Origin of the sequence: Pigmentiphaga sp. YJ18, from assembly GCF_038066655.1 — a bacterium.
GTDB lineage: Bacteria > Pseudomonadota > Gammaproteobacteria > Burkholderiales > Burkholderiaceae_B > Pigmentiphaga.
In genome coordinates, this window is record NZ_JBBUKU010000005.1 from 275910 (window position 1) to 290110 (window position 14201).

Sequence of the window (14201 nt, forward strand, 5' to 3'; positions counted from 1 at the left end):
CCCAGCGTCTTTCCCAGCAATCCGGCCATCCCAGGCTCCATTCCGTCTTTCGAGGAATGCATGGTCGTTCACAAGCCCCATGCTTGGGAACGACATCTTGGATGGTTACTTATTCCGCGGCGGTATAAACCCGTAGCGACACAGAACAAACGCGCCGTTATGCCCGGATGCGCATTAGATCATTTTCAAATTTTCGTTCTGATTTTTTTGTTTGCGACGCAACATGATTGATCGCCGCCGGCCCGCTGTCGCGCCGGCCCAAGCAGGAGAACCCTCGTGAATTTCCAGCAACTGCGCTCCGTCCGCGAAGCCTTGCGCCGCAATTTCAACCTGACCGAGGTCGCCAATACGCTGTACACCTCGCAGCCGGGCGTCAGCCGCCAGATACGCGAACTGGAAGACGAACTGGGCACGACGATCTTCGAACGCGCCGGCAAGCGCCTGACCGGGCTGACCGAGCCGGGCAAGGAGATCGTCACGATCATCGAGCGCCTGCTGCTCGAACAGGAGAACCTCAAACGCGCGGCCCAGGAGTTCGGCGCCCGCGACCAGGGCCGGCTGACCATCGCCACGACCCACACCCAGGCCCGCTACGCGCTGCCGGTGGTGGTGCAGGCGTTCCGGCGCAGCTTTCCCCAGGTCCACCTGAACCTGCAGCAGGGCTCGCCCCTGCACATCGCCGAATGGGTGGCCAGCGGCCAGGCCGACATCGGCATCGCCACCGAGGGCCTGCAGGCCGACGCCAGGCTATCGACCTTCGCCGGCTACCGGTGGAACCACGTCATCGTCGCGCCGCCGGGACATCCCATCCTGGCGCGCGATCGGCCGACGGTCGAGGAACTGGCCCGGCATCCGCTGATCACCTACGACACCGGCCTGACCGGCCGTTCGCACATCGACGAGGCTTTCGCGCGCGCCGGCATCGTGCCGGACATCGTGCTGACGGCGATGGACGCCGACGTCATCAAAACCTACGTGGCGGCGGGCCTGGGCATAGGCATCATCGCCGCCATGGCCTACGACAGCGAGGAAGACACCAAGCTGCGGTCGCTGGCGGCCGACCACCTGTTCGCGTCCAACATGACGCGCCTGGCGGTGCGCCGCGGCGCCTATCTGCGCAATTTCGCGATTGCCTTCATCGAGATGTTCGCACCGCACCTGGACCGCAACACGATCACCGCGCAGCAGGACGAGGACGCGGCCGTGACAGGCCAGCCCGAGCCCGCCGGAGCCTGATCAGTTCAGCGTGCCGCCCTTGCCGCCGGCGCTGAAGCGGCCCGCGCCGATCAGCGCGATGACGAGGCCCCCGCACAGGTAGAGCCCCTGGAGCTCCAGCGCCCAGGCGCCGTTCTTGGCCACGGAGAATATCTGGTTGGAGTGGGCCAGCGCGATGGCCACGACCATGTTGATGGCGACCAGAAAGCCGCCAAGCCGGCTGTAGATCCCCACGAGCAGCAGGATGGGAGCGACGATCTCGCCCACGTAGACGAAGTAGGCGAGGAAGGTAGGCAGCCCGTGCGAGGCGACCAGCCCCTTCACGAAACCGATGCCGCCGATGACCTTCGGAATGCCATGCATGAGCATGAGCACCCCTACGAACACGCGCAGCAGGAGTTTTCCGAGATCGTCGGCGGTCTGGAGCATGGAAGTCCTATCGGAGGGAAGCGAAGGCCCGCATTACAGCACATGTCCGTGACACGGGCACTTCCTCCCTCCCCGGACTTACTCCTTGTTGGGCTGGGGCGTGGTGCGCAGGTAGGGGCGCACGACCTTGTAGCCCTTGGGGAACTTCTGCTTGAGCACTTCGGGGTCCTGCAGCGACGGCACGATGATGACGTCTTCGCCGTCCTTCCAGTTCACCGGCGTCGCGACGCTGTAGTTATCGGTCAATTGCAGCGAATCGATCACGCGCAGGATCTCGTCGAAGTTGCGCCCCGTGCTGGCGGGATAGGTGATGATGAGCCTGACCTTCTTCGCCGGGTCGATCACGAAGACCGAGCGCACCGTGGCGGTGGCGCTGGCGTTCGGGTGGATCATGTCGTAGAGCGTGGAAACCTTGCGGTCGGCATCGGCCAGGATGGGGAAGTCCACCCGGGTGTTCTGCGTGTCGTTGATGTCGCCGATCCATTGCTGGTGGGAATCGACCGGGTCGACCGACAGCGCCAGCACCTTCACGTTGCGCTTGGCGAATTCCTGCGCGAGCTTGGCGGTATAGCCCAGTTCGGTCGTGCAGACCGGCGTGAAGTCCGCCGGGTGCGAGAACAGCACGCCCCAGCTGTCGCCGAGGTAGTCGTAGAAATGGATATGTCCCTTGGAGGAATCCTGTTCGAAATCGGGAGCGGTGTCGCCCAGACGCAATGCGGCCATGTCGGTCTCCTACGTTTCCAAATGAAGCATTCTGGCGTTCAGCCCGGGAAGCGGGAACAAATGTTTGCACATATCCATATAGCTTTCCACCATAAGAGAAAGGCGGATACTTATTTTTTCACATAAGGGCCCGCCTCCCGCCGGACCCCGCCATCCAAGCTGAGGTAATTAACAAACGCAAAATTCTTCGTTCCCAGTAATGAGCAGCGACGCCATCATGCGCTCATGCGACTGCAACCCTTGATCGTCCCAGGTTGGAACAACTCCGGCCCCGCCCATTGGCAGAGCCGGTGGGAGGCCTGTCTGCCGCGCGCGGTGCGCGTGCAGCAGAACGACTGGGCCTCGCCCGACCTGCATGCGTGGACCGCGACCCTGGCCTCCGCCATCGAGGCGGCCCAGCGGCCGCCGCTGCTGATCGCCCACAGCCTGGGCTGCATCACGATCTGCCACTTGCCGCTGCGCGTGCGCGAAAAGGTGGCGGGCGCCCTGCTGGTGGCGCCCGCCGACGTCGAGCGTGCGAACGCCCCGGCGCGGCTGCGCTCGTTCTGCCCCGTGCCGATGCAGACCTTGCCTTTCCAGAGCGTGGTGGTCGCCAGCACCAACGACCCGTATTGTTCGCTGGACCGTGCCCGCGAATTCGCCGAAGCCTGGGGCAGCCGCTTCGAGCAGCTCGACGACGCCGGCCACATCAATGCCGAATCGGGCTACGGTGAATGGCCGCAGGGCCTGAAGCTATTGGCGGCCCTGCGGCGCCGGTCGCATTGGCGCATCCCCGTCGCCCCCTGCCGCACGCCTCCGCTGCCGCCGTCGCAGGCGCCCGGCCACCACCGCCCTTCCCCCTGAGCGCCGCCGGCCGGCGGCCTTAGAATGCGTCGACCGGCATGGCCAGCGTGCTGGCGCCACCCTGCAATATCTCGCGGCGCAGCGCCTCGACCCGCGGCAGCAGGTGGGCGCAATAGAACTGTGCCCCCGCCAGCTTGGCCGGATAGAAGGTGTCGACGTCTCCCTTGGCGATCCGGCGCCGGCAGGCCAGCGCGGCGCGCGCCATCTGCCATCCGCCGTGCGTGAGCCCGGCCAGCATCAGATAGGGCACGCTGCCCGCGTAGACCTCGCGCACGTCGTCGCGGTAGCGCTCGACCACGAAGCGGACCACTTCCTCGTAGGCCTGGATGGCGTCGGCCAGTTGTCCGCGCAGCGCCGACAGTTCCGCGTCGCCGTCCAGCTCGGCCAGCGTCTCGCGCATGTGGCCGATGATGGCGGCCGCCACCGCGCCGCCGTCGCGCGCGGTCTTGCGCCCCACCAGGTCATTGGCCTGGATGGCGGTGGTGCCTTCGTAGATCGACAGGATGCGGGCATCGCGGTAGTACTGGGCGGCGCCCGTTTCCTCGATGAAGCCCATGCCGCCGTGCACCTGTATGCCCAGCGAGGCCACCTCCACCGCCATCTCGGTCGAGAAGCCCTTGACGATGGGCACCATGTATTCGTAGAAGGCCTGGTTGCGCGCGCGCATCTGGGCATCGGGATGCCTGTGCGCGAAATCGTGCGCCCCGGCGGCCACGTAGGCCACGGCGCGGGCCGCCTCGGTCAGCGTGCGCATGGTCAACAGCATCCGGCGCACGTCCGGGTGATGGACGATGGCCACGGGCCCCGTGGAACCCTCGACCGCCCGGCTCTGCACGCGGTCCTTGGCATAGGCCACGGCATGCTGGCTGGCGCGCTCGGCCACCGCGATGCCCTGCAAGCCGACCGCGAAGCGCGCGGCGTTCATCATGATGAACATGGTTTCCAGGCCGCGGTTGGGCTCGCCCACCAGGTAGCCGATGGCACCCGGACCGACCTCGCCCTTGTCCTCGCCATACAGCAGCACGGCCGTGGGGCTGGCCTTGATGCCCAGCTTGTGTTCGATCGAGGCGCACCAGACGTCGTTGCGCTTGCCCAGCGATCCGTCGTCGTTCACCAGGAACTTGGGCACCACGAACAGCGACAGGCCCTTGACACCCTCGGGCGCGTCGGCCAGCCGGGCCAGCACCATGTGCACGATGTTCCGTGCCATGTCGTGCTCGCCGTAGGTGATGAAGATCTTCTGCCCGTGCAGCCGGTAGCTGCCGTCGGGCTGCGCGACGGCGCGCGTGCGTACCAGCGACAGGTCCGACCCGGCCTGCGGTTCGGTCAGGTTCATGGTTCCGGTCCAGGAGCCATCGATCATCGAGGGGATGAAGCGCCGCTTCTGCTCCTCGGTCCCGGCCGTCAGCAGCACCTCGATGGCGCCGTCGGTCAGCAGCGGGCATAGCGCGAACGACAGGCAGGCGGCGTTCAGGTTTTCCATGCACGGGGTGGCGACCACCTTGGGCAGGCCCTGCCCCCCGAAGTCCACGGGATGCTGCAAGCCTTGCCAGCCCCCCTCGACGAAGCTGCGGAATGCCTGGGCGAATCCCGGCGAAGCGGTAACGGCGCCGTCGCACCAGACGGGCGGCTGGAGATCGCCGTCGCGGTTGAGCGGCGCGATCGCGTCCTGCAGCAGGCGCGCGTTCTCGTCCAGGATCGCATCGACGACTTCCTGGCCGGCGTCCTCGCTACCGGGTAATTGATGAACCTTGTCCAGGCCGGCCAATTCGCTCAGCACGAATCGGATGTCCCGCAGTGGAGCCACGTAAGCCATGCAAACCTCCGGTCAGTTGGGCACCGAGGGCCGTGCGGCGGCAAGACCGGCGGCCCGGCCCTGTTCGGGTGCGCCGCCGCCCCCCAAGGGCGCGGCGGCGTTCGCGCTTACAGCGCTTTCGTAAGCTCGGGCACGGCGGTGAACAGGTCCGCCACCAGCCCGTAGTCGGCCACGCCGAAGATCGGCGCCTCGGCGTCCTTGTTGATCGCCACGATCACCTTCGAGTCCTTCATGCCCGCCAGGTGCTGGATCGCGCCGGAGATCCCCACCGCCACGTACAGCTGCGGCGCGACGATCTTGCCGGTCTGGCCCACCTGCCAGTCGTTGGGCGCGTAGCCCGCGTCGACCGCGGCGCGCGAAGCGCCCATGGCCGCGCCCAGCTTGTCCGCCAGCGGCTCGAGCAACTTGAAGTTCTCGGCGCTGCCCATCCCGCGTCCGCCCGACACCACGGCCTTGGCCGCGGTCAGCTCCGGACGGTCGCTCTTGGCGACCTCGCGCCCCACGAACGAGGACTTGCCGCCGTCGCCCACGGCGGACAGGCTTTCCACCGGCGCCGAACCGCCCGCGGCCGCGGCCGCGTCGAAGGCCGTCGTGCGCACGGTGATCACCTTGACGGCATCGACCGATTGCACCGTGGCGATCGCGTTGCCCGCGTAGATCGGACGCTCGAACGTATCGGCCGACTCGATGCCGATGATGTCCGAGATCTGCGCCACGTCCAGCTTGGCCGCCACGCGCGGCGCCACGTTCTTGCCATACGCCGTGGCCGGGAACAGGATATGGCTGTAGCCCTGGGCCACCGCCAGCACCTGCGCCGCCACGTTCTCGGCCAGGCCGTCGGCCAGCGAAGCGCCGTCGGCCGACAGCACCTTGGCCACGCCCGCCACCTGCGAGGCAGCCTGCGCCGCCGCGCCCACCCCCGCGCCCGCGACCAGCACGTGCACGTCGCCGCCCAGGCGCTGCGCCGCCGTGATCGTGTTCAGCGTCGCCGCGCGCAGATGCGCATTGTCATGTTCCGCTATGACCAGTATCGCCATCTTCACACCACCTTCGCTTCATTCTTGAGTTTGCCCACCAACTCGGCCACGTCCGCCACCTTCACCCCGGCCTTGCGCGCCGGCGGCTCGGCCACCTTCAGCGTCTTGAGCCGCGGCGCCACGTCCACGCCCAGGTCTTCCGGCTTGACGGTTTCCAGCGACTTCTTCTTGGCCTTCATGATGTTGGGCAGCGTCACGTAGCGCGGCTCGTTCAGCCGCAGGTCCGTGGTCACGATGGCCGGCAGCGACAGCGCCACCGTTTCCAGGCCGCCGTCCACCTCGCGCGTCACCGTCGCCTTGCCGTCGGCCACCTCGACCTTGCTCGCGAAGGTCGCCTGCGGCCAATCCAGCAGCGCGGCCAGCATCTGGCCCGTCTGGTTCGCATCGTCGTCGATCGCCTGCTTGCCCAGGATCACCAGCTGCGGCTGCTCCTTGTCGACCAGCGCCTTCAGCAGCTTGGCCACCGCCAGCGGCTGGAGCTCCTCCTGCGTCTCGACCAGGATGGCCCGGTCGGCGCCGATCGCCATCGCCGTGCGCAGCGTCTCCTGGCACTGGGCGACGCCGCACGACACGGCCAGGACCTCGGTGGCCACGCCCTTCTCCTTCAGGCGCGTCGCCTCTTCCACGGCGATCTCGTCGAACGGATTCATCGACATCTTCACGTTGGCGATGTCCACGCCCGTCTGGTCCGACTTCACCCGGACCTTCACGTTGTAGTCCACCACTCGCTTGACTGGCACTAACACCTTCATTGTTTGCGACCTCGTTGTAGATAAACCGGCTACGCCTGGGTAACGGGCACGGGGGAGCACGGAGTACCGGGCCCACTCGCGCCACGGTCGCCCCACCACAGGGAAACCTGTCGATTATAGGTAATCGACATTTTCCTCTCCCGGGCTTGGAATACGGGTAAATACGGACGCAGGCGAATATTCGTGCCTGCGTAACGACCGCGCGCGCACGGGGCTCAGATCCCCGCCAGCGCGCGTATGTGGGCCGTGGCGCTGCGCCCCAGCGCCGACAGGTTGTAACCGCCCTCGAGACTGCTGACGACCTTCGCCCCGTGGCGCCCGGCCAGCGCCACGAGTTGCCCGGTAATCCAGGCGAAGTCCGATTCGACCAGCCCCATGCTCCCAAGATCGTCCTCGCGGTGCGCATCGAAGCCCGCCGACACCAGCACGAGCTGGGGCCGGAACTGCTCCAGCCGGGGCAGCCACCGGGCCGACACCAGTTCGCGTATCGCCGCGCCCTCGGTATAGGCGGGCACGGGCTCGTTCAGCATGTTGCCGGCCCAGGGCGCGGTGCCGCTGAACGGATAGAACGGATGCTGGAAGAAACCGCACATCAGCACGCGTTCGTCGCCGGCCAGCGCGGCCTCGGTGCCGTTGCCGTGGTGCACGTCGAAATCCACCACCGCGACGCGCGTCAATCCGTGGTGCGCGATGGCGTGGCGCACGGCGATCGCCACGTTGTTCAGGAAGCAGAAGCCCATGGCCTGGTCGGGGCAGGCATGATGACCGGGCGGCCGCACCGCGCAGAACGCCGACTCGCCCTCGCCCGCCAGCACGGCATCGACGGCCGCGATCGCGGCGCCCGCCGCGTGCAGGGCCGCCGTGTAGGTATGGGGATTCATGCAGGTATCGGGATCGAGTTCGACGTAGCCGTGGACCGGCGAGCGCTCGACCAGCGATTCCAGGTATTCGGAGGTATGCACGCGCAGCAGCGCTTCCTGCGTGGCCCGCGGCGCTTCGCGCTCGATCAGGTGCGCCGCCACGCCCGAAGCGAGCAACTGGTCGGATATCGCGTCCAGCCGAGCCGGGCACTCGGGATGCCCTTCGCCCATCTCGTGCTGCCTGCACGACGGGTGCGTGAAGTAAAGCGTAGCCATGGACTCCATTATGCGCCCGACTTGCATCGCGGCCGAACAGCCGGCAGCATCACGCTATCGATATCGCTTTTCCGGAAATCTTACGCGTGAATTCCACACCCCGTTTTCCGACCGGGTCGCGTAGCGGCCCGATCGCCGCCGCCCTGGCCGCGCTGGCCCTGTGGGGCTGCGCCTCGCATCCGCCCCCGGCCGCGGCGCCCATGCAGGGCGTTCCGGCCGCGCCCGACATGCAGGCCGCTCCGCGCGCCGCCACCCCGGCCGCGCCACCTGCGGCGCCGGCTCCAACCGCCCCGGTGGCCGTCCCGGTTCCCGTGCCCGCGCCCTCCAGCCCCCAGTCGGCCGCCGAGGCGCGGCGCGCCTTCGTGGCCGACATGGCCGGCCGGGGCCTGGACGCCGCCCGGGTCGGCGCCCTGCTCGACCAGGCGAAATATTCGGAAACCGTCGCGCGGCTCGTGCTGCCGCCCTCGTCGCCCACCGTCCGCAGCTGGCCCCGGTACCGCGCGCGCTTCATCGAAAGCCGCCGCATCAAGGAAGGCGTCGCGTTCCAGGAGGAACACGCGCAGGACCTGGCGCGGGCCGAGGCTCGCTACGGCGTCCCCGCCTCCATCATCGTCAGCGTCATCGGCGTCGAAACCTTCTATGGCCGGGTCACCGGCAACTTCCGCATCATCGACGCGCTGGCGACGCTGGCCTTCAACTATCCGGCCCAGGCGCGCAGCGACCGCAGCGCGTTCTTCCGCGAACAACTGGCGCAGTTCCTGATCTGGTGCCAGGAAGCCGGCGCCGATCCGCTGGCCGTGAAGGGTTCGTACGCGGGCGCGATGGGCCTGCCGCAGTTCATGCCCGGCAGCTTGCGCCAGTTCGCCGTGGACGGCAATGGCGATGGCCGCATCGACTTGCTGGCCAGTCCCGCCGACGCCATCGCCTCGGTGGCCAACTTCCTGGTCGAACATGGATGGCAGCGCGGCCAGCCGGTGTTCCTGCCGGTCCGGCTACCGGGCGACCCGGCCGCGCTGGTCGATGGCGGGCTCAAGCCCACGCTCGACTGGCCCCGGTTGCAGGCCGCCGGCGCGCGAGCGCCCAAGGTGGCGGGGATGTCGGACGCCTGGATGCAATGGCCGCTGGCCGTCATCGACCTGTATGACGGCGCGACGGGCACGACCGAATACCGCGTCGCCGCGCCCAACTTCTTCGCCCTGACCGAATACAACCGGAGCTACTTCTACGCCACCTCGGTCACCGACCTGGCCGTGGAACTGGAACGGCGCAACCGGGTGGCGAGCCGGGTCAGTCAGTTGAACACGCCGGTGGACAAGTAGCGGTCGCCACGGTCGCAGACGATGAAAACGATGGTGGCGTTGCTGACGGTCTCGGCCACGCGCAGCGCCGCCACCAGGGCACCGGCGGACGAGATGCCGCCGAAGATGCCTTCTTCGGCGGCCAGCCGGCGGGCCATGTCCTCGGCCTCGGCTTGCGTGACGGATTCCTGGCTGTCCACCGCCGACGGGTCGTAGATCTTGGGCAGATAGGCCTCGGGCCACTTGCGGATGCCGGGGATCTGCGAGCCTTCGGCGGGCTGCGCGCCCACCACCTGGACCGCCGGATTACGGCTCTTCAAATAACGCGAGACGCCCACGATGGTTCCCGTCGTACCCATGGCGCTGACGAAATGCGTGACCTGTCCATCGGTGTCGCGCCAGATTTCCGGCCCGGTGGTCTCGACGTGGGCCAGCGGATTGTCGGGATTGGCGAACTGGTCGAGTACCCTGCCTTTGCCTTCCGCCTGCATCCGCAAGGCCAGGTCGCGGGCGTATTCCATGCCCCCCTGCGAAGCCGGCGTCAGGATCAGCTCGGCCCCGTAGGCGGTCATGGCCGCGCGGCGCTCGAGCGACAGATTGTCCGGCATGATCAGGATCATGCGGTAGCCGCGTATGGCCGCCACCAGCGCCAGGGCGATTCCGGTGTTTCCGCTGGTTGCCTCGATCAGGGTATCGCCCGGCTTGATCTCGCCCCGGGCCTCGGCCCGGGCGATCATGGACAGGGCCGGGCGATCCTTGACCGAACCGGCCGGATTCGTGCCTTCCAGCTTCGCGAGGATGACGTTGCCGCGCGCGGCATTTCCTTCTCCGGGAATCCGCTGGAGCCGGACCAGAGGCGTGTTGCCGATGGTCTGTTCGATGGTGGGGTAGCTTCTCATGCGCCCCATCATAATCCAGCCGACCCGGTTTAGTTCCCTTTCCCCTTACTGCCTGGAGGCATATTGACCAGGATGGCCGGCCCCTCGCGGCCGGCCGGGCCGAGGGACAATCCGGCGGCCCGCAGCCCGTGGAGCCGCTTCGTGCCGAGCCCGCGCACGCGCCCGGCCAGGTCGTCGAACGACGAGAACGGACCGCCCCGGCGGCGCTCCTGGACGATGCGGGCGGCGGTCCGGGGTCCGATGCCGCGTACGGCTTCCAGTTGGGCCGGCGTGGCGGTGTTCGCGTCCACGCCGGCGGCATGGGTACCACCGAGCGTGGCCAATCCGAGGCCGGCGGCGACCGCCAGCCGTCCCGCGCAAAGCCGGGCGCCGCGCAGGCGATAGGGTCTGGAGTCGGGCTCGGCGCGCGTGGGATCGAGAAAGGGATTCATGGCTAGGCTCCGTTGAGAGTTGCCGGCGACCGGTCCGGCCGCCGCGACACCGTCCGGCGTCACCGCAAGCTTGCTCCTGGAGCCTCCCGGAAAGCGGGCGCGTACCGTCCGCTGTCCAAGGGGGAAAATGCGTAGGAAAACCGGGGCGTCCCTACTTCGACATGCCGCGCAGTTCCCGGATGTACTCGGAAACGCCGGTCTGCACGTCCCGCATCGGCGCGGTGAAACCGGCCGCGCGCAACTGCGTGGTGTCGGCCTGGGTGTAGCTCTGGTAGCGGCCCTTGAGGTCCTCGGGGAACTCGATGTAGCGCAGCAGCCCCTGCGCCGCCAGGTCGGCCAGCGCCAGGGGCGCCTCGCCGCGCTCCTCGCGCAGCGTGTTGACCACCGCGGCCGCCACGTCGTTGAAAGGCTGGGCCCGGCCGGTGCCGCAGTTGTAGACGCCCGACACCGGACGCCCCAGGAAATGCAGGTTCACTTCCACGACGTCATGGACCGAGATGAAGTCCCGCTGCTGCTGTCCGTCGCCATAGCCGTCCCAGCCGCCAAACAGGCGCACGTGGCCTTCCTTCAGGAACTGGTTCATGTTGTGGAAGGCGACCGAGGCCATCCTGCCCTTGTGCTGCTCGCGCGGGCCATAGACGTTGAAATAGCGCAGCCCCACCACCGGCGCGGTCAGCGCGCCCAGGCGGCGGCGCAGCACCTGATCGAACAGGAACTTGGAATAGCCGTAGACGTTCAGCGGCTTCTCGTTGCGCAGGTCCTCGGCATAGACCGGGCCCGCGCCGTACACGGCGGCCGACGAGGCATACAGGAAGGGAATCCGTTCGCGCTGGGCATACTCGAAAAGCTCCAGCGTGACGCGGTAGTTGTTGTCCATCATGTACTGGCCGTTGCGTTCGGTCGTGTCCGAGCACGCGCCCTGGTGCAGGATGGCGTCCACCTTGGGCAGGGATCCGTCCGCCACGCGGCGGCGGAAATCGTTCTTGTCCAGGTAGTCGGCGATCTCGCCGTCGACCAGGTTCACGAACTTGTCGCCTTCGAGCAAATCGTCGACCGCGATGATGTCGCGCTCGCCGCGGGCGTTCAGGCCCTTGACCAGATTGCTGCCGATGAAGCCGGCGGCTCCCGTTACGATGATCATGGCAAATTCCTCAATCTAGATCGCCAGGCCGGCACGCAATTCGTCCGGCGTCACGATCGATGTCCCCAGCTTGCCGACGACGATGCCGCCCGCCAGGTTGGCCCACCTCATGGCCGCATGCAGATCCAGCCCCGCCGCGCGCATGACGGCGAGCGTGGCGATCACGGTATCGCCGGCGCCCGACACGTCGAATACCTCGCGCGCCAGTGCCTCGACGTGGTCACGCCCCTCGGCCGTGAAAAGCGTCATGCCCAGTTCGGAACGCGTCACCAGCAAGGCCTCCAGGTCCAGCGCCTGGCGCAGGTGCTGGGCACGTTCGGCCAGTTGCGCCTCGTCGCGCCAGCGGCCCACGGCCTCGCGCATCTCGGACTGGTTGGGCGTGACCAGCGTGGCGCCGCGATAGCGGCCGTAGTCGTCGCCCTTGGGATCGACCAGCACGACGCAGCCGCGCGCGCGCGCCAGCGCGATCAGGTCCTGCACCTGGTCCAGCACGCCCTTGGCGTAGTCGGACAGCACGATCACGTCGTGGTCGGCGATGTGCACCGCCACCCGCGCCGCCAGGTCGGCCAGCACGCCCGGCGAAGGCGGCTGCTCGAAGTCCACGCGCAGCAGTTGCTGCTGGCGTCCCAGCACGCGCATCTTCATCGTGGTCGGCACCGACGGATCCGCGACCAGATCCGCGTGCACGCCCTCGTCCTCGCACAGCCGCGCGATGGCGCGCCCCGAATCGTCGTCGCCCACCACGCCCACCAGCGTCACGTGCGCCCCCAGCGTCGCCGCGTTGCGCGCCACGTTCGCCGCCCCGCCCAGCCGGTCCTCGCTGCGCGACACATGCACCACCGGCACCGGCGCCTCGGGAGAAATGCGATGCACCTCGCCGAACCAATACCGGTCCAGCATCACATCCCCCACCACCAACACCCGCGCCGCCGCGCGCTGCCCATCCGAGGGAAACACCCCCAACGCCGACGCGCTCATGCCTTGCTCCCCAACGGCAAACCAACACTGCCACACCCTAAGACGTCACACAACTCCAGGATGCGGTGGATCCGGCTCCGCCGGTCCGCCAGCGTCGCCCCCGGGACCCGGCGCCGGGCCGCCCCAAGGCGGGTCCCGGCCCCCCTGGGGGGCTGCCGCGTAGCGGCTGGGGGCTCACCATACTGGGCGCGCGTCAGCGCGCAGGGGGGGGCATCATCCTTATACAGCATCAAGTTCTTCCAATCGTTTGGGCGCATAGGTTTCCCAGGCGTTGCAGCCCGGACATTGCCAATGGAACCGCTTGGCCTTGAAACCGCACGCCTGGCAGGCGTAGCGATCCAGGCGCTGCGTATGCTTGTGTATCAGGCTGCGCATCAGCACGGCATCGTCCGCGGGCGTCCACGGCGAGGCGGCATCGGCCTGCGGGTTGTTCAACGTCACCACGTTCGCGGCCGCCTGCTGGCCCGGCTCGACCTGCGCCGCCTTGTCGCCCGCTACCTGCGCTTCCAGCAACCGGTCCAGCCCCAGCAGCGACGGATTGCGCTGCAAGGCCCCACGCGCGAAGTTCCAGGCCTGCGCCAGGCCGCGCTGCCGGCGCAGCGCCTGGAAGATGGCGTCGAACAGGTCCAGCGAGGGATGGCGCATGTAGTGCGCCTCGAGCTTCTCCAGCCCTTCGTTGGCCGTACCGCGCGCCTCGTGATTGGCAAGGAACTGCTCGGCCACCAGGCCCGCGTATTCGGGATGCGCGGACAGCACGGACTCCAGGTGCAGGCGCTGCGCCCGCAAGTCGCCTTCGCGACTGGCCAGGTCGGCCCGCATCATGGCGACGCGCACGTGGGGGGCCGTGCCGCCGCCCCGCTGGGCCTGGACCGAGGCATGCGTGGCCGCGTCCAGCGCCGCATGGGCCGCGTCGGTGTTGCCGGCGGCCAGGGCGGCCGCGGCTTCCTCGCAATGGAAATGCACGGCCTGCGGCACCGGTTCGTCGATCAGCCCTTGCAGGGCCTGCACGGCCTGGATGGCATGCGGCCAGTCGCGCTCGGTCTCGTGGATGCGGATCAGCGCGCGCAGCGCGTCGGGCGCGAATCGCGTTCCCTTCAACTGGTCGAAGGCCGCCTCGGCCCGGTCCAGCATGCCGGCGCGCAGATAGTCCTGCGCCAGCTCGTGCAAGGCCTGTTCACGCTGGTTGTCAGGCAGATCGGCGCGCTGCAGCAGGTTCTGATGCACCCGTATGGCACGCTCGATCTCGCCCCGGCGCCGGAACAGGCTGCCCAGGGCGAAGTGCAACTCGGTGGTCTCGGGATCGAGCTTGGCCACTTCGATGAAGGCATCGATGGCGCGATCGTGCTGCTCGTTCAGCAGGAAATTCAGTCCACGAAAATAGGAATCGGGCACGCTGCGATGTTCGGACAACATCTGCCGGATATCCACGCGCGCGGCTACCCAGCCCAGTCCGAACAACAAGGGTATGGCAATCAGCCACCAGGGTTCGAAATCCACATCGCT

The 14201-nt window shown here is 68.0% G+C and carries 14 protein-coding genes; 3 read left to right on the forward strand and 11 right to left on the reverse strand.

Annotated elements, in window-relative coordinates:
* The first annotated feature begins 276 nt into the window (after positions 1 to 276).
* Positions 277 to 1236: a CysB family HTH-type transcriptional regulator gene (locus WKR98_RS26245; protein ID WP_124688672.1), complete on the forward strand. Its 960-nt coding sequence runs from the start codon at positions 277 to 279 to the stop codon at positions 1234 to 1236.
* Here the strand turns inward: WKR98_RS26245 and WKR98_RS26250 are convergent, their stop codons facing one another.
* Together WKR98_RS26250 and WKR98_RS26255 are read right to left on the reverse strand one after the other, a co-directional pair.
* Positions 1237 to 1644: a DoxX family protein gene (locus WKR98_RS26250; protein WP_124688671.1), complete on the reverse strand. Its 408-nt coding sequence runs from the start codon at positions 1642 to 1644 to the stop codon at positions 1237 to 1239.
* A gap of 78 nt (positions 1645 to 1722) precedes the next feature.
* Positions 1723 to 2367 (reverse strand): peroxiredoxin, encoded by a 645-nt coding sequence (locus WKR98_RS26255; protein WP_124688670.1) that lies wholly within the window; start codon positions 2365 to 2367, stop codon positions 1723 to 1725.
* Between the two features lie 225 nt (positions 2368 to 2592).
* Between WKR98_RS26255 and WKR98_RS26260 the strand changes: the two genes are divergently transcribed.
* Positions 2593 to 3210: an RBBP9/YdeN family alpha/beta hydrolase gene (locus WKR98_RS26260; RefSeq protein WP_124688669.1), complete on the forward strand. Its 618-nt coding sequence runs from the start codon at positions 2593 to 2595 to the stop codon at positions 3208 to 3210.
* 19 nt (positions 3211 to 3229) lie between these two features.
* Here WKR98_RS26260 and WKR98_RS26265 read toward each other — a convergent pair whose 3' ends face one another.
* From WKR98_RS26265 to WKR98_RS26280, 4 genes are all read right to left on the reverse strand, one after another.
* A complete protein-coding gene (locus tag WKR98_RS26265) occupies positions 3230 to 5026 on the reverse strand; it encodes an acyl-CoA dehydrogenase (protein WP_124688668.1) in 1797 nt (598 codons plus the stop codon).
* Between the two features lie 107 nt (positions 5027 to 5133).
* Positions 5134 to 6063, reverse strand: a complete 930-nt coding sequence (locus WKR98_RS26270; RefSeq protein ID WP_124688667.1) for an electron transfer flavoprotein subunit alpha/FixB family protein — start codon at positions 6061 to 6063, stop codon at positions 5134 to 5136.
* A gap of 2 nt (positions 6064 to 6065) precedes the next feature.
* Positions 6066 to 6815 (reverse strand): electron transfer flavoprotein subunit beta/FixA family protein, encoded by a 750-nt coding sequence (locus WKR98_RS26275; protein WP_124688666.1) that lies wholly within the window; start codon positions 6813 to 6815, stop codon positions 6066 to 6068.
* A 215-nt stretch (positions 6816 to 7030) separates the two neighbouring features.
* Positions 7031 to 7951: a histone deacetylase family protein gene (locus WKR98_RS26280; RefSeq protein ID WP_124688665.1), complete on the reverse strand. Its 921-nt coding sequence runs from the start codon at positions 7949 to 7951 to the stop codon at positions 7031 to 7033.
* 86 nt (positions 7952 to 8037) lie between these two features.
* On the opposite strand from WKR98_RS26280, the gene mltB reads away from it, so the two are divergent.
* Positions 8038 to 9270 (forward strand): lytic murein transglycosylase B, encoded by a 1233-nt coding sequence (gene mltB, locus WKR98_RS26285; protein WP_238160329.1) that lies wholly within the window; start codon positions 8038 to 8040, stop codon positions 9268 to 9270.
* Here the strand turns inward: mltB and cysM are convergent.
* The 5 genes from cysM to lapB all read right to left on the reverse strand — a co-directional run bounded on the left by cysM (position 9243) and on the right by lapB (position 14195).
* On the reverse strand, positions 9243 to 10148 hold the full coding sequence (gene cysM / locus WKR98_RS26290; protein ID WP_124688664.1) for a cysteine synthase CysM: 906 nt from the start codon (positions 10146 to 10148) through the stop codon (positions 9243 to 9245). The genes mltB and cysM overlap by 28 nt on opposite strands.
* Positions 10149 to 10177: 29 nt before the next feature.
* Positions 10178 to 10579, reverse strand: a complete 402-nt coding sequence (locus WKR98_RS26295) for a ComEA family DNA-binding protein (protein ID WP_124688663.1) — start codon at positions 10577 to 10579, stop codon at positions 10178 to 10180.
* A gap of 151 nt (positions 10580 to 10730) precedes the next feature.
* On the reverse strand, positions 10731 to 11720 hold the full coding sequence (gene rfaD / locus WKR98_RS26300; RefSeq protein ID WP_124688662.1) for an ADP-glyceromanno-heptose 6-epimerase: 990 nt from the start codon (positions 11718 to 11720) through the stop codon (positions 10731 to 10733).
* Positions 11721 to 11735: 15 nt separating this feature from the next.
* Positions 11736 to 12698, reverse strand: coding sequence for a D-glycero-beta-D-manno-heptose-7-phosphate kinase (rfaE1, locus tag WKR98_RS26305; protein WP_161567748.1), 963 nt, complete (start codon positions 12696 to 12698; stop codon positions 11736 to 11738).
* Between the two features lie 219 nt (positions 12699 to 12917).
* The gene (gene lapB / locus WKR98_RS26310; RefSeq protein WP_124688661.1) at positions 12918 to 14195 is read right to left on the reverse strand and encodes a lipopolysaccharide assembly protein LapB; all 1278 of its coding nucleotides are present in this window, start codon (positions 14193 to 14195) and stop codon (positions 12918 to 12920) included.
* Positions 14196 to 14201 lie beyond the last annotated feature (6 nt).